13 protein-coding genes and 2 pseudogenes are annotated in these 22,730 nt (G+C 67.4%); 9 read left to right on the top strand and 6 right to left on the bottom strand.

Annotated features, from left to right (window positions below; translation table 11 throughout):
• Window positions 1-26: 26 nt before the first annotated feature.
• The gene (locus tag B7767_RS19910; RefSeq protein WP_085573367.1) at window positions 27-389 is read right to left on the bottom strand and encodes a cupin domain-containing protein; all 363 of its coding nucleotides are present in this window, start codon (window positions 387-389) and stop codon (window positions 27-29) included.
• Between the two features lie 18 nt (window positions 390-407).
• Window positions 408-1,943 carry an AMP-binding protein gene (locus tag B7767_RS19915; RefSeq protein ID WP_085573368.1) on the bottom strand — a complete coding sequence of 512 codons (1,536 nt, stop codon included), beginning with the start codon at window positions 1,941-1,943 and terminating at the stop codon, window positions 408-410.
• A 565-nt stretch (window positions 1,944-2,508) separates the two neighbouring features.
• Between B7767_RS19915 and B7767_RS48150 the strand changes: the two are divergent.
• A pseudogene (locus B7767_RS48150) lies at window positions 2,509-3,114 on the top strand (transposase family protein).
• 931 nt (window positions 3,115-4,045) lie between these two features.
• Here B7767_RS48150 and B7767_RS44735 read toward each other — a convergent pair.
• Window positions 4,046-4,129: pseudogene (locus B7767_RS44735) on the bottom strand (IS5/IS1182 family transposase); the annotation flags it as partial.
• A 363-nt stretch (window positions 4,130-4,492) separates the two neighbouring features.
• Here B7767_RS44735 and B7767_RS19925 point away from each other — a divergent pair.
• From B7767_RS19925 to B7767_RS19955, 7 genes are all read left to right on the top strand, one after another.
• Window positions 4,493-7,948 (top strand): helicase-related protein, encoded by a 3,456-nt coding sequence (locus B7767_RS19925; protein ID WP_179167213.1) that lies wholly within the window; start codon window positions 4,493-4,495, stop codon window positions 7,946-7,948.
• On the top strand, window positions 7,948-9,846 hold the full coding sequence (locus tag B7767_RS19930) for a hypothetical protein (RefSeq protein WP_085573370.1): 1,899 nt from the start codon (window positions 7,948-7,950) through the stop codon (window positions 9,844-9,846). The genes B7767_RS19925 and B7767_RS19930 overlap by 1 nt, the downstream gene beginning before the upstream one ends.
• A 491-nt stretch (window positions 9,847-10,337) precedes the next feature.
• Complete coding sequence (locus tag B7767_RS19935) at window positions 10,338-11,495, top strand: hypothetical protein (RefSeq protein ID WP_218775804.1); 1,158 nt, start codon at window positions 10,338-10,340, stop codon at window positions 11,493-11,495.
• Window positions 11,496-11,682: 187 nt separating this feature from the next.
• On the top strand, window positions 11,683-13,158 hold the full coding sequence (locus B7767_RS19940; RefSeq protein ID WP_085573372.1) for an ATP-binding protein: 1,476 nt from the start codon (window positions 11,683-11,685) through the stop codon (window positions 13,156-13,158).
• Window positions 13,159-13,221: 63 nt separating this feature from the next.
• On the top strand, window positions 13,222-16,005 hold the full coding sequence (locus B7767_RS19945; protein ID WP_085573373.1) for a Z1 domain-containing protein: 2,784 nt from the start codon (window positions 13,222-13,224) through the stop codon (window positions 16,003-16,005).
• Window positions 16,002-17,012: a PD-(D/E)XK motif protein gene (locus B7767_RS19950; protein WP_085573374.1), complete on the top strand. Its 1,011-nt coding sequence runs from the start codon at window positions 16,002-16,004 to the stop codon at window positions 17,010-17,012. Before B7767_RS19945 ends, B7767_RS19950 begins: the two co-directional genes overlap by 4 nt.
• Window positions 17,005-19,014, top strand: coding sequence for an AIPR family protein (locus B7767_RS19955; protein WP_085573375.1), 2,010 nt, complete (start codon window positions 17,005-17,007; stop codon window positions 19,012-19,014). The genes B7767_RS19950 and B7767_RS19955 overlap by 8 nt, the downstream gene beginning before the upstream one ends.
• 19 nt (window positions 19,015-19,033) lie before the next feature.
• Here B7767_RS19955 and B7767_RS19960 read toward each other — a convergent pair whose 3' ends face one another.
• The gene (locus B7767_RS19960; RefSeq protein ID WP_085573376.1) at window positions 19,034-19,222 is read right to left on the bottom strand and encodes an AbrB/MazE/SpoVT family DNA-binding domain-containing protein; all 189 of its coding nucleotides are present in this window, start codon (window positions 19,220-19,222) and stop codon (window positions 19,034-19,036) included.
• A gap of 55 nt (window positions 19,223-19,277) precedes the next feature.
• Between B7767_RS19960 and B7767_RS19965 the strand changes: the two genes are divergently transcribed.
• A complete protein-coding gene (locus B7767_RS19965; protein ID WP_085573377.1) occupies window positions 19,278-19,772 on the top strand; it encodes a very short patch repair endonuclease in 495 nt (164 codons plus the stop codon).
• On the opposite strand, the gene dcm is transcribed toward B7767_RS19965, so the two are convergent.
• Both dcm and B7767_RS47340 read right to left on the bottom strand, forming a co-directional pair.
• Entirely contained in the window at window positions 19,687-21,669 is a 1,983-nt protein-coding gene (dcm, locus tag B7767_RS19970; RefSeq protein WP_085573378.1) for a DNA (cytosine-5-)-methyltransferase, read from the bottom strand. The genes B7767_RS19965 and dcm overlap by 86 nt on opposite strands.
• A 661-nt stretch (window positions 21,670-22,330) precedes the next feature.
• The coding region (locus B7767_RS47340; protein WP_218775805.1) for a hypothetical protein at window positions 22,331-22,730 on the bottom strand (400 nt) is incomplete at its 5' end.

Consider the following 22,730-nt stretch of genomic DNA (forward strand, 5'->3'; position numbering starts at 1 on the left):
ACTGCAAGATCCCCGACAGAGTCAAGCTAGGGCCTTTCACTTTCGCTGACGAACCTGATGTGCCGTTCATCTTCTTCGTTGAATGCAGGCGCCACAGTCAGAACCATCTCCATGGTTCCAAAATAGTAAATGCGAGTATGTGGCGGGACCGTGATCAGGTCGGTGGCACCGACGTCGACCGCCTCGCCGTCCAGGTAGAACACCCCCTGCCCCCCGACAATGTAATAGATGTAAGAACTTCTCACATTGTAGAATTCCTCGAAGTGCCCCTGCTCGACCTGCACGCGGACGACTGTCGCCGACGAGTCACGCTGACCGTAAACAGTCAGTTCGATACCGTGCTTGTTGAATCTCTCCGCTTCTTCGACCGTATGTCTGTACTTGGTCATCGTCCAGTACCCTCCTGCTCAGTCCAGCAGTGCCTCGGCCTGCTTCTGCAGGGCCAGCCGGTCGACCTTCTGGTTGGGGGTCAAGGGGAATTCTTCCACGTATATGTATTGGCGCGGCAGTGTGCTGACCGGCAGCGCTGCGCGCATGGCATCAGCCAACATCGCCTCTGGAACTTCGACACCGGTGTAGAATACGACCAGCTCCGTACCGTGTGTTGCGGACCTCGTTACAGTGGCCGCGTCGCGCACTCCCTCGCATCCGCGTGCCAGATGGTCAACTTCCGCCAGCTCGACGCGCCACCCGTGCACCTTCACCTGCGAGTCCATCCGGCCGATGTAGACGAGGTGGCCGTCCGGATTCGCGCGAACCCGGTCGCCCGTGCGGTACCAGCGTAGGCCGTCTAGCTCGACGAACCGGCCTTCGTTATTAGCCGGATCGAGGTATCCGGTGGTCATCTGCGGACCGGCGATCCACAACTCGCCTTCTACGGAAGACTGTTCGCCTTCCTCGGTTACCAGGCGGAATTCGTGATCGTCGTACACCTTACCGATCGGCACGGTGCCGTTGACGCTACCTCGCACCGACTCCTCGCCCGACCAGCGGTGCCCGGTGATACCGATCGAGAGCTCGGTCGGCCCGTAAAGGTTCTCCAGTTTCGATCCCGGTGCAGCCGCCAGCCAGTCCGTAACGTCCTGGAAGCGCAGCGCCTCGCCACCGAAGAACGACCACCTCAGGCCGCCGAGTGCGCCTTCCGCTAGCCCGCCCATCTCCCGGGCCATCCAGATGGCGCTCGGTGTGGAGTGCCAGATAGTCACCCCGTGCTCGCCAAGGAACGCTGGAAGATCCCGGTACGCCGACGTCGGAACTGCCTGCAGCATCGCGCCCGCACCCCAGGCGGCGAACACGTCGTGAATGCCAGGGTCGAAGGCGAGGTCGTAGGTCTGGGCGAACACGTCGTCCCACCGGAAGTCGCACCGCTTGTCAAGCTGGTCGAGATAGTGCACCAGGCCGCCGTGCGATATGGGAACTCCCTTCGGGACCCCGGTCGAACCCGAGGTGAAGAGAATGTATGCCCGGTCCGAAGGTGTCACTCGGATCGGCTCCGAAATTGCTGACTCCGAAGCCACCGGGACTGTAGGAAACCTGTCGGCGAAACCGTCGGTGTCGAGGACTCGGACGACTGTCTCCTGATCGGCGATCTCCGACAGGACCGCCAGACCGCGTTCGTCGGCGATCAGCGTCTCCACGCCGGCCATTTTGATCATCCGGCGGGTGCGTGCGGCCGGGAAGTCCGGCTGCAGCGGAACAACGCTGGCGCCCGCGTACAGCACCGCAAGTAGGCCCACATAGGCGGTCATGCTCTTACCGGTCAGTACTCCTACCGCCCGAGGAGAACCAGCTGCCACGAGAGCCCCGGCCCAACGCAAGGCCGTGCTGTGTACCTGCCGATAGGTGATGGCATCCGATCCGATCCGTACTGCGGGACGGTCCGGAGATATTTCCAGTCCACGCAAGAATCGCTCGACCAGCGTAATAGGCGTAATCTCTGTCATTTGCTGTCCCTCGGGTGCAGGAGTATTGGCCGGTACGGGATTGGGCCCCTATTCTCAAAGCAATAGATTACCGATCGGCTCGGCGGGCTGTACTAACATGCGCCAGGGTGCCCACCTCCACGAATCCTCCATACTGTGCAGTCGAAAACGATCGAACTGATCCTTTCCGATCTGCGCCGTCGGGCGCGAAGATCGTTTATGGCTGACGGAGGAGTGCGTGGAGAAGGGCGGTGGTCCTTCTAACGAGCTCGTGCACGGTAAGCGGTGAGGCGTCGATCTCCTGATCTTGGATCATGGTCTTGTGGTGGGGAACGCGTCTCGTGCAGCAATCATCAGCGACCGGAGGATCACGCTCCTGTCGGCCGACGTGGTTGCTGAACTCGTGGCCGAGCTTGGTCCGTTGCGGCATGAACGGCACCAGGCCAGGCCTGCCTCCCGGCCGCGGAAGCGGGCGCTGGGCGCGGATGCGAAGCACCGGCTGGTGTTCGTCGACCAGCTCCTGGCCACCCTCGTGCACCTCCGACACAGGGTCACGCACGACCTGCTCGCCGAGCGAGGATGCACGGTGAGCCCTGGCCTTCGACTGCGGACTCTGGCCGAGGTCATCGACCACCTCGGTGCTGGTGGGAAGACCGGCATCATCGACGGCACCGAGATCCGGGTCCGCCGGCCGGCCGCCGGACGCAAGGACCGGGACAGGTTCATCTCCGGCAAGAGCAAGCAGAACGCGGTCAAGACCATGGTCGTCACGGACGGCGACGGCCGGGTGCTCTTCTGCAGCCCGGCTCAGCCCGGAAGTTCCGCGGACATCACCCATGCCCGTCAGTAAGGGCTGGTCAAGCTCTTGGCCGAGGGACCTGCGGTGAAGGTCCTCGCCGAGGCCGGCTATCAGGGCCTGGGCTCGCAGACCGGTGGTCGGGTGGTGACACCGCCGCACCGCAAGTTCAAGAAGAATGCTCCGGACTTGTACGAGGAAATGCACGAGCGGCAACGCAAGGCGCACTCCTCACGGCGGATCCGGGTCAAGCACGGCATCGCCCACTTGAAGAACTGGCGGGCCTTGGCCCGCCACCTCGGCCGTCGCGAACGCATGAGCGATACCGTCCAGGCGATCGCCAGTCTGCTGTCTCACCAGCAGACCGCGGACCTGACGTCACCACGGCAGATGTGAACACGGAGCCATGCCGAAGCCTTCGATGCCTCACCGCTTACCGTGCACGAGCTCGTTAGGGCTCGTCTCCGAACAACATGCGGGTCTACACGCCGGTAGCGCCGTTGCCGACGCCTGCTTGGTGCGACGTCACCACAGCTCAGCGGCCTTTAGCACGCGGCGCGGGCGCAGAACCGAAGTCGGCGTGTTATTGATCTGCAGGCCCTTAACCTCGATCTTTCGTGGGGGTCCGTCGACGGAGTCGGTGGACGCTTTCGCGTTCTGGAGCTGATAGTGGGCAGACCGGTGGCCCGGCTGTCGCGTCGGGTTCCACTGCCCGGATCGGGTGGTGCCGTCGTCGGGACGGGAATTCTGCTGGTCAGCCGGGATTGGGCATGAGCACAAGCCGTTCGAGGGCGGCGGTGGTCTCATGGGCCCAGGGCCAGTGGCGGGCAGGGTCTCTGGGAAGTGATCTTGTGTCCGGATTGGTCATGCCAGTCCGAGAGCGGTAAGGGGCCGCAGGTGGTCTCGGGCAGTGTGGCGGAGGGCGGCTGCGATGGTGGTGTGGCGTCCTAGCGGTGGTCGCCGACGGCGAGGTTCCGCGGGCTGGCCATGATGCGGGGCAGGAGGCGCTGGGTCCGCGGCGTTGGCCGAAGCGGCGGACCGTGTTGCCGGCCAAGCCGAGTTGACGAGCGATCGCGCGCAGTCCGACGCTTAGGTCGAGGAGAGCCTGCACCGCAGTGCGCTGTTCCCGGACACGGTCGGAGAGAGCCTGCCGGTCGTCCGCGATGCGACGGGAGGGGACGGTTCGAGGTTCGCGTTCACCATGTCGTGGCGACCCTGGCGGTGGCGGGGTCGTGGGGTTCCCGCAGCAGAGCTCGGTGCTGGACTACCGTCTTCTCGACGGCCTCGGCCAGGTTCGACTAGAGGTTGCACCCGTATGGGGTGTGATTTATTCAGTGGGGGCCAGGTCGTGCATCCGGGCGATGCCGAGCGTGGCCTGATGAACTCCGCCGCCCCTGAGCCGGCAGTCCCGCTTATCACTGCTTTCGATCGATTCAGGCAAGGGATCGAAATGTTCGAGACAGAGTTGACCAATATGGTTTAGCAGCTTGTGACCTCGCTTCACCTGAGCCCATGCTGCTCAGGTTCGGAGAAGCAGAAGATGTCCGGCCATGGCGTCGTGCCATGGCGGCTTCTGACTCGCGGACCTTGGAGATCCCGTGGACACCCTTGTCCTGCGGGCCGGTTCGGCATGTTCACCATCCCCGGCACGCGCATCGGAGCCGATTCGGCTCCCCCGTCGCCAGTTCCCGAGCGACGGCACCTGCCTCGTCAGGTTCTCTTGCAGCCCCTCCCCCCTTCCGGCGGCACACGCCCAGCCTCTCGGGGAGACGCCGTGACCACTCCCCCGTTCGAGCCGAGCGTCGCCCAGCAGACAGCGCTCGTCGAGCACCTCGTGAGCGCGGTGGTCAGCGATGCGACCGGAGAGGCCCAAGGCGACGTATGCCTGGGCGAACCTCCCAGTGCCCGCTATTTCATGGAGAGCCTCGGCCCCCACACCGTCGAGCCGGGCGGCGCCGCTCCACGGTACGGACGGACCACTCCGGACAGCCTCGGGTTCGAGTTCGAAGCCGAGAACGCCAGCTCCGTCACGGTCAAGGCCGAAGCCTCGTTCTACTACTCGGCGCTGCCGACCCGAGTCCAGCAGCTGGAGTGGGCCGGCGAACGCGAGGAGCCGTACCGGCTGGCTCCGTTGTTCAAGCGACTGGCCGTGACGGTCGGGCCAGTGGAGATCGTCCTGGGGCACGAGGCTGGTCTGCGGGAGACCCTGGAAGCCGAGTTCCGGAACGCCTTCGCGGAGGCCGTCGAGCTGGCTCTCCGCGACCCGCGGATCGACCGTCGCCTCGGGAGCGACCGCCGAGAGCGACTGGTCCCTCCTGGCGCGATGAAGGACGACGAGGCCTTCGAACAGTGGCTGGCCCGGGAGGTGGGCGGGGACCCCGTGGTGCCGTCCCCCGCCGCGCGCGTCGTCGTCACGTCGAGGCCGGTTGCCTCCGGCCGGCTCCGTGTGACGGCGACACTTCAGAACCTCGCCAAGGACCCCGTCGTGACCGTCCAAGGTCGGGGCAGCAACGCAGGCCGTACTCGCCGTGACGAGGCCAGGGACAACGCCCTGTTCCGTGCTGGCCTGGAAGTCGAGGGCGACCGTCTGCTGCCGATCACGATGGACCTCGGTGCCGACGCCTATCGCTACTCCGGGGAGCTCGGGGCGTACGCGAACAACTGTGGTGTCGAGCCTCGGTGGCATGACGGACGACTCGTGGCTGTGCGCAGTGTGCCCGTTCCACAACACGACACCCACCGCGCCGTGCCACGGACCGACGAACGATGGGGATACGCGGCGCTCGCGACCGACCCGCTTCCGGTTCTCGACGATCTCGCCGACGAGATGGAGATGTATCTGGACTCGCCGGCCTGGAGCACGGCGGACCTCCAGGACAGGCCCGGACTGGCCGATCGGAAGGAGGCCGACCGACGGGCCGCCGCGCTTGAGGTCTCTCGGCTCCGCGACGGCATCGCGTGGTTGCGACGGGACGAGCGCCTGCTGGTGGCGTTCCAGCTCGCGAACGAGTCCATGACGGAGCTCAACCAGAGTCGCGAGCGGCCGAGTCGGGGATGGCGGCTGTTCCAGCTCGTGGCCATCGTCAGCCAGCTCGGTGCCCTGGCCTGGCGGGAGCACCCGCAGCACCTCTTCTCCCCCGGGCTCTGGGGTGACGACCAGGGCGTGGATCCGACGGAGGCAGCCACCGTCGTCTGGTACCCGACCGGAGGCGGCAAGACCGAGGCGTACCTCGGACTGGTGCTGGTGTGCATGTTCTACGACCGCGCCAGGGGCAAGAAGGTCGGGGTCTCGGCCTGGTGCCGCTTCCCTCTCAGGCTGCTCACCCTGCAGCAGACACAGCGGCAGCTCGACGTCGTCGCTGCTGCGGACACCGTCCGGGACCGGAACGCCGACAGGCTCAAGGAGGTCGGCGGTGACCCCGGGTGGCCGTTCTTCATCGGGTTCTACGCCGGCGGTGGCAACACACCGAACTCCCTGACCGCCGACCGCACGCTCGACCGCCTTCGGTCGAGTGAGGCGGAGCGGCACGCGTTCCGGCTGGTGCACGACTGCCCCTACTGCGGTGAGCGGTCGGTGCACATCCCGCCGCCCGACCCCCAGCGCCTCAGGTTGGAACACGTCTGCGGCAACGAACGGTGCGGCAAGGTCCTCCCGATCGTCGTGGTGGACACGGAGATCTACCGCTACCTCCCCACCGTCGTGGTCGGCACTCTGGACAAGCTTGCGAACATCGGACTGTCGGACCGGTTCGGCGCGCTCTTCGGGGACGTCGACTGCTGGTGCACGCCCCACGGATTCGGTCGGGGCGGCAAGTGCCACGAGCGTCATGCCCCAGGCCATCCGAAGTCGCCTCCCGAGCCCTTGGGGACTCCCCTCTACGATCCCTCCCCGTCGTTGGAGATCATCGACGAACTCCACATGGTCAACGAGGAACTCGGCGCGTTCTCCGGGCATTACGAGGGGCTCCTGGCGGAGGTCCAGCGGACGCTGACAGCCCGGCAGCGCCCCGACGGACGAGGCGTCCGGATGAAGGTGGTCGCGACCACCGCGACCATCCGTGGCGAGGACCGCCAGAGCGAGCACCTCTTCGGCCTGCGGTCGGTGGTGGTGCCTCTTCCCGGCCCCGACCTCGACGAGAGCTTCTACTGGCGTCTCGACCGAGAGCTTCCCCTGCGTCGCTTCGTCGGGGTCATGCCGACACGGGGTACGGCGGAGATGACGCTGGTCAGGATCCTGACGTCCGCACACCGGGCTCTGTGGAAGCTCGACCAGCGCCGGGATCTTCCCCCGGCTCTCGAAGCCTGGCCGGAGGAGGAGCTCCGCGCAGTCGTCGACCTGTACCGCACGAGCCTCACGTATGCGACGACCCTCGTGGACTTCGGTCGTATCCGGCGCTCGCTGGACACCCAGGTCAACGAGGCCCTGCGCAGGGAGGGGTTCCCCGATCTCCGCGTAGCCGAGCTCAAGGGCGAGACGCGTCTGGACGAGGTGCGTGGTGTCCTGGACGACCTGGGCAGCACCAACGGCAGCACGGGCATGGTCGTCGCGACCAGCATGGTCAGCCACGGGGTCGACGTGGACCGGTTGAACCTCATGCTGTTCAACGGGATGCCCCGGTCCATGGCCGAGTACATCCAGGCGTCCTCGCGGGTCGGCCGTGCGTACCACGGCCTCGTGTTCATGCTCTTCAACCCGGTGAGGGAGCGGGACCGGTCTCACTACCGGTACCACGGCAAGTTCCACGAGTACCTGGACCGGATGGTCGAGCCGGTGGCCATCAACCGCTGGAGCCGGTTCGCCGTGCGCAGGACTCTTCCCGGGATACTGATGGGCCATCTCCTCCAGATCGCCAACCGGGACTGGTGGCGAGCGGGTAACGCGCCAGGGCACCTGCACGACCTCTCGAAGATGCAGGCCGCGCTCCGTGATCCTTCGGTCGGAGGGCTCGAGGGTGTCCAGCTCACCGAACTGCTGGAGGCACTTCACACGGTCTTCCAGTCGGACCGCCCGGAGGGCCAGGAGCTCCACAGTGATCTCGAGGACATGGTGGAACATGCACTGGCCAGCCTCCGCTCCGCCGGGGCCTCTGCCGGCCTCTCCGGTGGCAACAACCGCGGATACCGTGCCACAGGCGACTACCTGGGTCTCGAACACCGGCCCATGACGAGTCTCCGAGATGTCTCCGAGGGCATCCCGTTCCACATCGTGTCCGACGGCAGGAGGTCGTGATGGCGTTCAGCCCGAGGAACGACGACATGGCCCGTGACCGGGGCCAGGTCCTCTACCGGTACCGTCCCGGTCAGACCTTCGACCACCGCGGCGGCTACACCGCCCAGGTGGTGCAGTTCGGACGGGACGAGGAGTTCGACGGCCCCTCGCTCGACCGCGAGCACCTGGTCCAGGAGGCCATGCGGTTCGTACGCAGGTGGCGGGCCGCCGGCCGCGCGTTCGCCGCCGGCTCCGACCGGGCACCCGAGTTTCCCGGAGACGAGGACCGGCTCGCCGACCGCCATTACGAGGTCGTGGTCCCCGGCAAGGTCTTCTGCCGTATCTGGCCTCGGGTGGTGCGCTGTGCCAGGGGCAGCTGCGGACACGTCTGGTCGGCCAGTGATCCCCGGCCGGGAACGGATGACTGGCCGCCGGCCTGCCCCGCGTGCGGCAACGCCGTCGGCAACCGGCAGCTCCAGTTCGTGTTCGCACACAGGTGCGGCGAGATGTCGCCCATGTACCCGCCGAGCAAGTGCCCGAGGGGACACACCCGGTTCAGGCTGGACGACCGTGCGAGTCGGTTCCGTGACTTCCGCTGGGAGTGCATGACCTGCGGCTTCCCGTTGGGTGTGCAGTGGAGTTGCAGCAACTCGTCCTGCAGCTACCCGGACAAGTTCATGCACCCCCTGCTCCACACGGCGGGAACCGCGCATGTCGGCCAGGGTCTGACGCTGGTGAACGTGACCACGACCGAAGAGGCCACCCGCCAGGGCAACCCCCTGTACACGGCCGCCGTGCTCGGCTGGTGGCTCGGTGAGATCACCGAGGAGGAGTTCCGGCGACTCACGGACGGACACACGGTGGACGTCCCCGACGAGGTCGTCGAGAGCATCCGTGTGATGGAGCAGGCCGGTCTGCACGACCAGGCGCGTGCACTGCGGGCGCGTTTCATGCCCGTCGAGGTGGACCACCTGAAGGAGCGGGTGGGCAAGGCTCTCGGACTCGACACCGAGAGCGACGACGCCCGGGGGCTCGCCGCCGAGCTGCACACCTACCGTCGGGTCCTCAACCTGGACCGCCTGGGCGTCCCCCGCCTCCAGCGGGAGGCGCGCAACGCCGAGCGCCGCGCTCTCTACGAGCGCTACCCCGAGGTCCTTGCGACTGCCGGCCTCGGCCGGGACACCTGTCTGGTGAGCGACCTCCCGATCACCTACCTCGCGATCGGCTACAGCCGGACGGGTTTCAGCCCCGAGGAGGCGGACCTCGTGCCCTACCGGGGGCGCGCCTCACGGGGCACCCCCGAGAGGACCCTGCTCTATGCGCACCCCACACAGGCGGAGGCGCTGCTCTTCCCGGTGGACAGGGAACGGTTGAGCCGTTGGCTGGTCCGCAACGAGCTCGTGAGCAGACGCGTCCTCGACGACGCCGGCGGCGTCGCCCAGTGGCTGGTGCACCAGCTCGGTCCGAGTGACGGCAAGGCCCTCTCCCACGAGACCCGCCCGGCACCGGGGCATCCCGACCTGCCCGTCCACGAGCTGTTCGGTCTGCTCCACTCCCTGTCGCATCAGCTCCTGCGGGCGCTGGCAGTCGACAGTGGGTACAGCGAGACCAGTCTGTCCGAGTACCTGTTCCCGTACGACCTGGCCTTCGCCATCTACCCCAACGGCGGAAGCGAGTTCAGCCTCGGTGCCATGCGGACCGTACTCGAGCAGAACCTCGACGCGGTCGTGAGCCGGGCCGTCGACAACGACTCCTGTCTGTACGACCCCAACTGCATGATCACGAACGAGGGTGCGGACCACGGTTGCCTCCAGCTCCCCGAGACGGCCTGTCAGTCCTGGAACAGGAACCTCTCCCGCTGGCACCTGTTCGGTTCTCCGGACGGCTCGAAAGTCGGGTACTGGGACCCCACCCTGTGAACGCCCGGTGTGGGGAGGGTCCGTCCTCTGCCCTCCCCACACCGGCCCCGCCAGACGTCGCAGGGCCCGTCGAACGCCGATCGTCCACAAGTGGAGCATGAGTGAAACCCGAACTGGACCTGCTGGACACCATCGCCAGCGCTCGTGACCAGGTCCGCTCACTACGTGGCTGGAGCTCCGGACCGGAGCGGATCTACGACCTTCTCCGGACGGCGACGAGACTCCGCGCGATGGAGATCAGCGCAGGGATGATGACGGACCTGCCGTGGGAGAGCGTCCTCGCCCAGCTCGTCGTCTGGCACCACGACCGCCCCGTCGGCACGGGCACGTGCTCGGAGAAGGACGCAGCCGAGATCGTCCTCGCCGCGGCGGCGGCCCAACGGCTGGACCTGGTGGAGACCGGCGTGCGGAGCGGGGCCTACCAGGTACGGATGACCAGGGGGAACTTCCGGATACGTCACCGCTGGAACGCATCGGCCGAGGTAACCGACATGTTCCTCGAACGCGACGCACGTCCCACAGGGCTACCGGAGCTGTCCGAGACGGAGCGCCGATGGATCTCCACTCGGCCTGTCGACTCCCGGACCAGCCCGCCACCAGAGGTCCTGCGCGCTGCCGTCCAGCGTGCCTCCACGACGATCGAGGCATACCGGCAGTCGGTGCCCGAAGGACAGGTGCCTGATTCCTTCCCCCTGGGTGGAGGGATGACCGCCGGCGACATGATCAGCGTCCTGGCAGTGATCATTGGAATCGCCTCCCTGTGCGAGCAGACGGCGCACAGGCTCTCCCGGCTGGAGACGACGCTCTTCCACCTGACTGGCACCCGGCTGATGGCCGTGCTCGCGGAGATGTGCCCGGACGTCTCGGAGGCGCACCACGCTCTGGTGGTGGAAAGACTCACCTACCGGACCGGGCGCTCGTGCAGGACCTCCCCGCTAGTCCGGCACGGCGACGTCCTCATCGTCTGCCCGCCCCTCGTGACTCCGAGGGCCGTGGACCCGATCATGCTTCGTTCGGCCGCCCATGCCTCCGGGGGATTCGGTCGCACAGGCAGGGAACAGGGCGAGCGCGCAGCAGCATGGGCTGCCTGGCTGCGCACGACGCCCGGCACCCTGGTCGCGGAACGGGTCCCGGTGGTCAGGACCGACGGCAGGTCTGCTGGTGATCTGGACGTGGTCGTCGTGGACCCGGGCAGGCGTCGTGGTCTGTGCCTCGAGATCAAGTGGCCGATCGAGGCACTTTCCCTGCATGAGGTCATGAAGGTCGAGAACTGGGTCACCTCCGCTGCCCGGCAGCTGGACCGTGTGAGAGGAGAGTTGCGGGCGGCCACGGCCGCAGCCGAGCTGCCGGCCGGTTGGCCACCGTTCGACTCGATCGACTGGACCTGGTGTGTCGGCACGCCCCGACAACTCGGTCTTCGCCCTCTCCCGGCACCGGACATGCACGCCACCTCTCTCCGCTACGTACAGGCCCTGGGAACCCCGCCTGACCTCGACGCCTTGGTGACAGCCCTGACGAGACCCGACCTCCCTACCGAGGGGTTGCACTACAACGTGGTGAAGAGATCGCTTCCCGTGGGCCGGTGCCAAGTACACATGGATGCGCTCCAGGTGTCCCCAGTAATCGGTTGGCGCCCACGGTTCCGGTAGAACGGCACCGCCGCCTGTCGCTTCGTGAGCCGCAGCCCCTTTCCGCAGCACGCGAAGAGGCGTATGGAACGTTCACGTGGCCTCGCGTCGGCAGGACACCCCACTCGACCACCCGCCCAAGGCCCGAACGGCATACGTGGATAATCGCAACCAGCATCAGAAACCGGAAACAGGCTGGACATTCGGCGTGACGTACGACATAGCAGCTCCGGAACCGGCAGGCATGGTCGCCTCGCTCAGTTCGCTCGGGTACTCCCTGCCTGCCGCCATCGCGGATCTCGTGGACAACAGCATCTCCGCGGGTGCGTCCACGGTCGACGTCGAGTTCACCTGGGCCGGGCAGGACTCCTGGATCGCCGTTGCCGACGACGGTGCCGGGATGACCGCCGGCGAGCTCGTGACCGCCATGACCGTGGCCGCGCGAGGCCCTGCGACGCCCCGAAGCGCCACGGACCTGGGGCGCTTCGGCGTCGGCCTCAAGTCGGCCTCGTTCTCACAGGCCCGGCAGCTCACCGTCGCCACCGCCACCGCCGGCGAATGGCACGTGCGCACGTGGGACCTCGACGTCGTCGAGAGGTCGGGCGAGTGGCGGCTGCTACGCGGCGCGGACGAGACGACCACCGAGTTGCTCGACAGGATCCGGGGGGAGGCTGACCACGGCACCGTCGTGTTGTGGCGGCGCCTCAACGGCTACCACGTCGACGCGGTGACGGTGGAGGACGAGCGGACACAGAAGCAGTTCTACGCGGAGGCCGCCCGCACGGAGTCCCACCTGGGCATGGTCTTCGGCCGGTTCCTCACCGGAAGCCGACGTCGCAACCTGCGTGTGTCGGGCAGCCCCGTCGAGCCCTGGGACCCGTTCCTGTCCCGTCACCCGTCCGTACAACCGCTTCCGGTCGAGCGTCTGCGGTTGGGGGCGGGTTCCGTACGGGTGGAGGCGTTCGTCCTTCCCAGTGCCCAGAGGCTCGCCCCGGACGAGTACGAGAAGGCCGGTGGCCCGCGTGGGTGGCTCGACCAGCAGGGGTTCTACGTGTACCGCCGGGACCGTCTGATCCTTGCCGGTGACTGGCTGGGACAGCGCGGGTTGCGCCGCGAGGAGAAGTACAACCTGGCACGGATCGCCGTGGACATCCCCGCCGAGACGGATGTCGAATGGGGGGTCGACGTCCGGAAGTCCAGTGTCGTCCCGCCTGTCGCACTGCGTTCTCATCTACGGCGCATCGCCCTGCAGGCCAGGAGAAGGGCCGCCGACGTGCTTCGGCACCGCGGGCAGATCGCTGCGCGCACACACGGGGACCCACTAGTGTACGCGTGGAACGTCCGCCGTGTCGACGACCAGGTCACCTGTCGGATCAACCGGGGCCACCCTCTGGTGAAGGCAGCTCTGCGCTCCGGCGGTGCTGGTTCGGATGACGTACGTGCCCTGATCCGTCTGCTCGAGGAGACGGTGCCGGTCACCGCCCTCCGCGTGATGCACGAGACTGACACCAGCGACGACCCCGAGCCCTTCGGGGGTCCCGGGCCCGCCGACGCCGAGGCCACGGAGGTCGCACAGCGCATCTACGAGGCGCTGGTCTCAGACGGCCGCTCACCTGCGGCCGCTCGCGAACGCCTCCGGACGATGCCCCCCTTCGACCAGATGCAGGGCTTCTGGGACGGGTGAGCCCGTTGTCAGTGCCCGCCCCTAGCCTGCCCCATGCCGTTCCCGCCCAGCCGGAGGTCTGCTGTGAGTTCCACCCCCGAGGACTCTCTCGAGTCCCTTGCCAAGGCCCGTCGCCTGGTTCTCGCACTACTGTCCCAGGACCGTCAGCCGACGCCGGAAGAGGTGCAGAACGCGGTCACCGTCATCTTCGGGATGCTGGCCGGCCAGGGCGAGGTCCTCGACCGTGACCAGCTGGCCAAGGAGATCGAGGTCCTGACGGCGGTCTTCCAGGAGGGCTCCTCCGGGCTGGAGAGCGACAGCGGGCACGAGCCCTGGCTGCCCGAAGCCAAGAACGACCGGGCCTGGGACTTCTGGGAACGCTACCGCCGTTACCTGGAGGACGTCCGCAACCTCCCGCCGCTCGTCGTGCGCCGACTGGACCAGAGCACGGACGAGGTCCTGAGCCAGCTCGAGGACCCGCGCCGTGTCGGCTCGTGGCGCCGGACGGGCCTGGTGATCGGGCAGGTCCAGTCGGGCAAGACCGGCCAGTACATCGGGCTCGCCGCGAAGGCCGTGGACGCGGGGTACCAGTTCGTGGTGATCCTTGCCGGCATCCACAACGACCTCCGGAGCCAGACCCAGCTGCGTGTCGACGAGGGGCTGCTGGGTTTCGACACCCAGCACCAGCAACGGTCCAACCAGAACGGGAAGTCCCGTCTCATGGGTGCCGGCAGGATGCCGGGCGCCAAGAAGCTCGACATCGCGTCTCCCACCAACAGCTCGGAGAAGGGCGACTTCGGCCGGCAGGCGGCCAACGCCGTCAACTTCCCGCTCGGCCGTTTCCCGGTCGTGCTCGTCGTCAAGAAGCACTGGAAGATCCTCGAGTACCTACGGACGTGGGTGACCGAGGTCCAGGGCACGGAGGACGAGAGCGGGAACAAGGTCGTACGCGACATCCCGCTGTTCGTCATCGACGACGAGGCGGACAACGCCTCCATCAACACCGAACGCGACCCCGACGCGGATCCGACCAGGACCAACGGCGCGATCCGCGAGCTCATGAAGAGCTTCGAGAAGTCGGCGTACGTCGGGTACACCGCCACCCCGTTCGCCAACATCTACATCGATCCCGACGTCGACCACGCCGAACTCGGCGCCGACCTCTTTCCCGACAGCTTCATCCGCACCCTGCCCTCGCCGACCAACTACCTGGGCCCGGAGAGGGTGTTCGGTCTCCAGGTCGACAACGACGACGAGGAGGACGTGCCCCCGCTTCCGCTCGTACGCGCCGTGAACGACGCCGAGAGCTGGATCCCGAGCAAGCACAAGTCCTCCTTCGTCCCCTCCGACGACCTTCCGCGGTCCCTCCGGGAGGCGATCGCCTCGTTCGTCCTCGCCAGCGCTGTACGGCGGGTGCGCGGACAGACGAAGGTGCACAACTCCATGCTGGTGCACGTCACCCGCTTCACGGCGGTCCAGGGGATCGTCCGCGACCAGGTGGACGACTACCTGCGGCTCCTCGTGGACTCGCTCCGTGACCGGTACGGACAGGCACCGCAGCGCATGGCCGAGTTCCGGGCCCTGTGGGAGCGGGACTTCGTCCCCACCACGGACCACTTCCCCGCGGACGAGGCCCGACGCGTCACCTGGGAGGACGTGTCGAGCCAGCTCATGCCCGCGCTACGGAAGATCGTGGTCAAGACGGTCAACGGCGCCTCCCGCGACGCACTCGACTACTACGAGCACCGCAGGACCGGTCTCTCGGTCATCGCGATCGGAGGCCAGAAGCTCTCCCGGGGTCTCACCCTGGAAGGGCTGACGGTCAGCTACTACCTGCGCACTTCCAGCACGTACGACACCCTGCTCCAGATGGGACGCTGGTTCGGATACCGGCCGGGGCACGAGGACCTCTGCCGCCTGTACACCACTCCCGATCTTCAGGCGAAGTACATCGAGGTGACTGCCGCGACTGACGAACTGCGTCGTGAGGTCGAGGAGATGGCGGCGTTGAACCTCAGTCCGAGGTACTTCGGTCTGAAGGTCCGCGCCTCCTCCCTGGGCCTCGCCGTCACGGCTGCCAACAAGATGCGCCAGGGTACGAAGGTCATGCTCAGCTACTCCGGGGAGGGGCCGGAGACGGTGATCTTCAACGTCTCCGACGGGATCCCGGAACACAACCTCAAAGTACTCGGAGACTTCGTCCGGAGACTTGACGGCCTGGCCACCGGCGACCAGACGACGCCGGGGGCCAACGTGACGTGGAAGCAGGTGCCCTCCGACGCCATCGTGGACTTCCTCACGCGTTACGAGACCGACCGCATGGCCCAGAGGGTCCGCCCTCGTTTCATCGCGAAGTACATCGAACAGTGCGTGGCCGTAGGTGAGCTCCCGCATTGGACGGTTGTCCTGGTCGGCAAGCAGGCAGCCAAGGACCCGCAGGACGTCTCCGGTTACAGCCTGGGTCCCGTGGAGCGCGCGGCGCTCAACGACGTCGACAACGACGGTCGGTACACGATCCGCCGACTGCTCAGCCCTCCCGACGAGTACCGCTTCGACCTTGGTCCCGACCAGGTGGACGCCGCCCTGAAAGCGACACGGAAGGCCGCAGCCATCAAGAAACGGGAGAGGGTGCCCCAGTCACCTTCGGGAGACCACGTCCGCTGGCAGCGCCGAGCGGACCAGGCACTGCTGCTCGTCTACCTGGTCGAGCGGCCGGCGACCGAGGACAGTCCTGCCCGGCCGCCCCTGGTCGGCTTCAAGGTGAGCTTCCCGCGCTCCGAGCACCAGTCCGACACCGAGTACGTGGTCAACGCCGTCTGGCAGAAGGAGGGCCTTGACGCCCTCGACGACGAGGAGGACGGGGAGTGACCGTCACCGAAGCCGAGTGGCGTGACCTGGAGGCACCTCAGGGTGCCCCGGGCAGGTCCCGTATCCGCCTGTACCCGGACGCTCCGTTGGACGTCTTCCTCTCCGTCTCCCACCCGGCGCAGCAGCGCATGCTCGTGCTCAGGGCCGACGCCCGCTCCGCCGACCACATCGTGCGCTCCGTACGCCATCTGCCTCGCGCTGCCGGGCTGGAGATGAACGTGAGTGCCGTGTCGCGTCTCGAGTACGAGCTCCAGGTGGTCCTCACCGCCGACGAGCTGCGCGAGGTGTTCAACCCGCTCGTCACGGACGTGGCCGACACGGTCCGAGAGGCCTCTGGGGCCTCGGCAGCCCTGACAGCAGCGGTGGAGAGGTTCGAGCGGTGGCAGGACCTCCTTCGCGCCGTCGGCAGAGACGGTCTCGGCCCTGAGGCCCGTCGTGGACTCGTCGGCGAGCTCCTGGTGCTGCGCGACCACATCCTGCCCGTCGTCGGGCCGGCCGAGGCCGTCGACGCGTGGACGGGGCCGAGCGGAACCAACCAGGACTTCCAGCTGCCCGGAGTCGCCGTCGAGGCGAAGGCCAGCACCGCCAAACGCCCCCGCAGCATCCGGATCGCCAGCGAGCGCCAGCTGGACGCCACCGGGACGCCTGCGCTCCTGTTGGCGTTGGCGATGCTCGACGAACGGCGGGGCGGATCAGGAGAGAGTCTGAACCGCCTGGTGGATCGCATACGGGAGCAGCTCACGAGCCCTGTCGTCCGAGCCGCCTTCGACGGTCGTCTCGTGCAGGCCGGCTATCTCCCCGGCCAGCGAGACGTCTACGAGGAGCCTCGCTACACCGTTCGCGACCTGCGCTTCTGGCGCGTGGGGGAGAATTTCCCGAGACTCGTCGAGGCAGATCTTCCCGAGGGGGTCGGTGAGTGCTCGTACCACGTGAACACCTCGGGACTTGACCACCACCGCGCCACGACCGACGAGGTGACCGCACTGATCGGGGGACCCCATGCCTGAGCTCGACCTGTCCCAGTACGCCCACGACGTCGTCACGGACGTCCAGGCCACCGCCGACGCCGAGGGGACCACCACCCCGGAGACGTTCACGCGGCGCGTGTTCGAGGACCTGGAACGGGCCGGCATCGTGTCCAACACGTTCACCGCCTACCACTCGGCCCACGGCCATCTCGTGCACGGGTACGGCATCGGGGACTCCGGGGAGTGCCTCGACCTCTTCGTGACCGACTTCGACCTGGACCCGCTGGAGTCCAAACTCACGAAGGGGCAGGCGGAGACCGCGTTCAGGCGCCTGCTGACGTTCGTCCGCCGGTGTCGGGAGGGCCTGCGTCAGCACATCGACGAGTCCTTCGACGTGTACGACATGTGCGCGGCAGTGGAGAAGGCGCTCACCGAGGTACGGAGGATCCGGCTCTTCCTGCTCAGCAACCGCGTCGGCACGAGTACCTCCTTCCCGCCCACCGAGTTCGACGGCCTTCCCGTGACCCACGAGGTGTGGGACCTGGCGCGGCTGCACCGCCACGAGACGTCCGGCAGCATCAGCGAGCCCATCGTGGTCTCGTTCGACCCTCCGCTGCCCTGCGTCTCGGCACCCAGCAGCGAGCCGGACCACTCGGTGACCATGGCCGTGATCCCCGGCCAGAGACTGGCCGAACTGTACGGGGAGTACGGGACCAGACTTCTCGAGTTGAACGTCCGGTCCTTCCTGCAGGCCCGCGGATCGGTCAACCGGGGAATCAGGGAGACCCTGCTGCACTCACCGGGCAGGTTCCTGGCGTACAACAACGGCATCACGGCGACCGCGTCCCAGGTCGACTTCGTGCACGGCCCGGACGGCACCCCCACGGGCATCTCCCGGGTGCACGGGCTCCAGGTGGTGAACGGCGGTCAGACCACGGCCTCGTTGCACTACGCCTCGAGCCGGGACAAGGCCGACCTGTCCCACGTGACCGTCCAGATGAAGCTGACGGAGGTCTCTCCCGAGCGGCTCTCGGAGATCGTCCCGATGATCTCCGAGTACTCCAACACCCAGAACCGCGTGACACTCGTCGACTTCAGCTCGAACCACGCGTACCACGTGGCCGTCCAGCGGATCACCCGGTCCCTGTGGGCACCGGCGACGGACGGCAGCGGCCAGGAGACCCACTGGTTCTACGAGAGGGCGCGCGGCCAGTACACCGACGAGGTGGCCAAAGCCCGGACACCGGCGAAGCAGCGCACCTTCAAGAAGCTCAACCCGACCAGTCGGAAGTTCACGAAGGCGGACCTCGCGAAGTACGTCAACTCCTGGAGTCTCCTCCCGTTCAGCGTCAGCCGCGGCGCGCAGAAGAACTTCGTCGCGTTCATGGACCGGATCAGCGAGGCGCCCCCTCGGGTCGACGTCCGGTACTGCCAGCGGGTGATAGCCATGGCGGTCCTCTTCAAGGCGGTCGACCGCATCGCGGCGAACCACGAGGCGGGCAGCTACAAGAGCATGATCACGACCTACACCATGGCCCGTCTGGCGCTCGCCACGGAACAGCGCATCGATCTCGACAGGATCTGGCGCGAACAGAGGGTCTCGCCGACCCTCGAAGCCGCGATCGACGACCTGTGCCCCCGGGTCATGCGGGTCGTCACCAGGCCACGTGAGGGCAACCACGTGGGCGAGTGGGCCAAGAAGCCCGCCTGCTGGGACGCCGTCTCCCGCGTGCCCTGGTCCGTTCCTCGCGGCCTGGAGGCCGAGCTCCGTGATCATCCGCTGGACGACGAGGCCCTCGCGGGCGGTGCGGAAGGCGACCGCGGGGCGAGCGACGAGGTGACGTCGATCCCGGCGGACGAGTGGTACGCCATCGAGCGTTGGGCGAAGGAGACGCACAACCTGGATCCCTCGCAGCGCCAGCTCGCGCAGTACGTCGGCCGAAGACTCGAACTCGAACAGGAGATCCCCGAACCACAGGCGGTACAGGCGCTGCACGCGCGCAACGAGGCGCTTTCGCTCGGGTTCGTCCCCGGTCCGTAGGTCCGACTCGTCCCGGCCCTCAGAGCTCCCCGTGCTCGAGCAGGTCCCTCATGGCGTCCTCGGCGCGGCGGAGCACGATCCGCCCGTCTCCGTCGCTGAAGGCCAGGAGGTCCGCCCCGGGTGCGATGCCCGCCTCCGCGAGCAGGCCGACGGGGAGCTCGACCCGGCCGTGGTCGTCGACACGGAGTTCTGCGGGTTCACGAAGCATGGGACGAGTGTGGCACCCTCACACCCGTAGGCCGACGACGGGCTGGGGCTGAGGTATGGCAGCAGGTGAGGACACCACGAGCGCGAAGTGGGTCAGCACGGAGCTGAGCGGCCACCTGCGCGGTCGGCGCGCCCGCGACACGAAACCGGAGGTGGCCCTCCGGCGTGCCGTACACCGGCTCGGCCTCCGGTTCCGTCTACAGCGCAAGGTGGCTGCCCGTTGCACGGCGGACTTCGTCCTGCCCAGGTACGGCGTGGCGGTGTTCGTCGACGGGTGCTTCTGGCACGGTTGTCCGGTGCACGGCCCGAAGACGTTCCGCGGCCCGAACGCCGCCTTGTGGGAAGCGAAGATCGAGACCAACAAGGAGCGCGACCGCCGGAACACCGCAGCAGCCGAGGCCGCCGGCTGGACCGTCGTCCGTGTCTGGGAGTGCGAGATCCGGGCGGACGTCGAGCGCGCTGCGCTCAGCGTCGCCCGGCGGTGCGACCAGACTCGCGAGCCTGGGTCGGCACCGTCTCCCGTCCGTGGGTCCCGGTCAACGCGTCCGTGAACAGGTCGCCCGAGACGCTCTCCCTGGCGACGCAGTACTTGCTCAGGGGGCACGCCTCGCAGAGCGGCTCCTTGGCCCGGCAGAAGCTGCTTCCGATGAGCCGGAGCGCCGCCATACGCAGAGGCGCGTCCTCGCCGGCTCCGACGAGCTTCACCAGGTCCACTCGACCGTCGCTGAGCCTGTTCGTGCGATCCGAGTCGCTGCCGTGCAGACGGGCTGCGACGCGCAGCGCCCCCTGCCCGACCCACAGGAGATCCTCGCCGACCAGCAGCCGGTAGACCGTCACCTCAGCCGGCTTCAGCTTCAGCTGCTCGCGGACCTTCTCCTCGTCGTCCCAGACGCTCGACTGGTCGATCACCGCGGTGAGCCGGGCGACCCGGGCCTTCGCCGCCTCGGAGGGTGCCGCCGCAGTAAGTGTCTCGAGCGCGGCTTTGCTCAGGGACGCCTGCCCCCGCACGACCTCGACCATCTCCGCAAGCTGCGCGGGCTGGATCCGGGTCCCGGACAGTATGGCCACGACTGCGGCCTGCAACCCGGACATCTGGTCGCCCGGAAGCTGGTACCAGTCCTCCGACTCACGCCGCTCTTCGGCCCAGGCGGTCAGATCCCTTCGCACCGTGCGCCAGTACGGCTGGAGTCCACCCTCACTCGGCTGCTCGTCGCCCACGGGCAGCAGGGCCTCCGCCGCGGCCTCACCAAGGAGGGGCGGCACCGCGTTACCGATCTGGCGGAAGGCGTCACTGCGCGTGCCGGCGAAGCGGAACCTGTCCGGGAAGGTCTGTACCCGCGCGGCCTCCCGCACGGTGAGGGTACGCGGCTGGTTCTGGTCCGGGTGGATGTACCAGTAGCCGTCCTTGGCGATGTGGGCGGTGATCGACCTGCTGAGGTCCGCCCAGTCGAGCTTCTTGTACTTGTCCGTGAAGTGGTCGGCCTTGTAACGCTGCAGTTCCGGGGAGATCTGCGAGTACAGGGTCCTGGAGTCCATGCTGGAGAAGATCTCCGCGTCGTCCTTCCGGACCCGTCGGGTCATGTGATCCCACACCCGGTCCTTGCGCGCCCACTTACGCATGTCCCGAGCGAACCTGGAGAGCTCGGACGGCTCGTCGTACGGCAGTTCGCGCTGCCCGACACGCTCGGTGGGCACGACCGGCAACACCGGCAGGTCACCGATGGCGTCCCGCAGCGTGGTCCGCTGATCGTGCTCCAGCTCCTGACGCCACTCGAAGCGCTCCACGTCGTTCCTCGCCAGCAGGATCAGACGCTTCCTGTGCTGCGGAACCCCGTACTTCCACGCATCGACGAGACGGACCTGCGTCGCGTAGCCGAGGTCCTCCAACTGCTCCTCGATGGTGCGTACCACGAAGAAGTCGTCGCCGAGACCCATGTCCGGCACGTTCTCCATGAGGACCGCACGCGGCCGGAGGCGCTTCACGACGTCGAGGTAGGCGCTCCACAGTTCCTTGCGGCGATCATGGGGATCGCGGCCGTGATGCTCCACGAGGCTGCGGATCTTGCTCCGACCGGCCCTGCTGAACGGCTGGCAAGGAGGGCCGCCGGCCACCAGATCGATCTTGGCCGGCGCCAGCATCTCGACGAGCCTGTCACGCTCGTCAGGATTGCCCAGGTCCATGTGGAGGCTCATGCCCGGGAAGTTCGCGGCGTGCGTCTGGAGCGCCCGCTCGTCGAAGTCGACCGCGGCTGCGACCGTCCACCCGGCTCGCTCCAGTCCGAGGCTCAGTCCACCCGCTCCGGAGAAGAGGTCGACGGCCAGACGCTTGTCAACACCGAAGCCACCGAGCCACTTGCCGAAGTTCTCGGGCTTGCAGCTGTTCCTGTGACGCCTGAGCTCCAGGCAGTCGCTCCGCTCCAGAGGCACCCCATAGTGCTGCCTGCGCACTGCGCCAACCTCCATCGGACGAGAAGAACGAGCACCAGGAGATCACACAACCTCTGGCAAGATCAAGAATCCGGCGTCCACCTCGGATGACTGGATCGATCGGGACGCACCAGGCGCCCCGAGAATATTACGCGGCACCCACCCCCGTGATGGAAAGCAGCCCCCCAGTAACTCCAGAGAGGGCCAATCATACGGACAAACACTGACAAGGTCACCAGGAGCCCTGTTATCCATCCCACCCAGCAGACAGGCATCGCTCGTGGCGGCACAGGCACCGAGACTCATGCCACTGCCTCGTCCGCGGCATCGGCTTCCGCTCCGAGGTGATGCCGACGTCCTGCGGTTGGCCGATCCCGTGGTCGAGCTGGAAGGCCTCCAGCGGCAACAGGCATCAGGCGGGCACTGGGTCGCCTACGCCGCCGACGTCAGCCAAAGGAGGCGATCGTGACCCAGACATTCGGAGGGATCCGCCTGGGAAAATGGTCCTAGGCTACCAACTCTCAGTGGTCGTTGATCGAGCCGGTGATCACCGCGTGGAAGGACCGGCACCGCTCGGTCAGCGGCCACCAGGGCGCCTACGACATCTGGACACCCAGAGTGTCCATGCGGCCGCCGGGGTCCCCGCCACCACGACCGGCCACGATCCGGCCAACAGAGTCGCTCATTGATCGGCAGCGGCCGCCGTTGGTGTGTCCGGTGGCAAGTCCAGGGCGATGGCTCGCCGGGCCCGGCGAGCACGTATGCCGAGAGCGACTGCGGCGGACACACTGCCGAGGGCGACGCCGAAACCGACGGCGAGGGCGACGACGAAGGCGAGGCCCATGGCGATGGCGCCCCAAGTCGATGCCGCTGACCTGCCCGCCAAGGCCGCGAACGCGCACAGGAAGCCCAGGTACCCCGTGAGTCCGGCCACGAGTGCGGCATAGGCGGCTGCAGTCACGGGGTGCGGCCGCCAGTCCGCAGTGAGGGCCACACACACCGCGCAGACGACCTGCGTCAGCGCGATCACACCCCATATCGCAAGCAATGTTCCGAACGGCACGAGCAAGACAGCCGCCAAA

Source organism: Streptomyces sp. 13-12-16 (assembly GCF_002114215.1).
Lineage (GTDB): Bacteria > Actinomycetota > Actinomycetes > Streptomycetales > Streptomycetaceae > Streptomyces.

What these genes read in the sequence shown, in the direction of transcription:
- B7767_RS19910 (WP_085573367.1), bottom strand. Translation starts at nt 389, where the DNA reads ATGACCAAGTACAGACATACGGTCGAAGAAGCGGAGAGATTCAACAAG.
- B7767_RS19915 (WP_085573368.1), bottom strand. Translation starts at nt 1,943, where the DNA reads ATGACAGAGATTACGCCTATTACGCTGGTCGAGCGATTCTTGCGTGGA.
- B7767_RS19930 (WP_085573370.1), top strand. Translation starts at nt 7,948, where the DNA reads ATGGCGTTCAGCCCGAGGAACGACGACATGGCCCGTGACCGGGGCCAG.
- B7767_RS19935 (WP_218775804.1), top strand. Translation starts at nt 10,338, where the DNA reads ATGTTCCTCGAACGCGACGCACGTCCCACAGGGCTACCGGAGCTGTCC.
- B7767_RS19955 (WP_085573375.1), top strand. Translation starts at nt 17,005, where the DNA reads ATGCCTGAGCTCGACCTGTCCCAGTACGCCCACGACGTCGTCACGGAC.
- B7767_RS19960 (WP_085573376.1), bottom strand. Translation starts at nt 19,222, where the DNA reads ATGCTTCGTGAACCCGCAGAACTCCGTGTCGACGACCACGGCCGGGTC.
- B7767_RS19965 (WP_085573377.1), top strand. Translation starts at nt 19,278, where the DNA reads ATGGCAGCAGGTGAGGACACCACGAGCGCGAAGTGGGTCAGCACGGAG.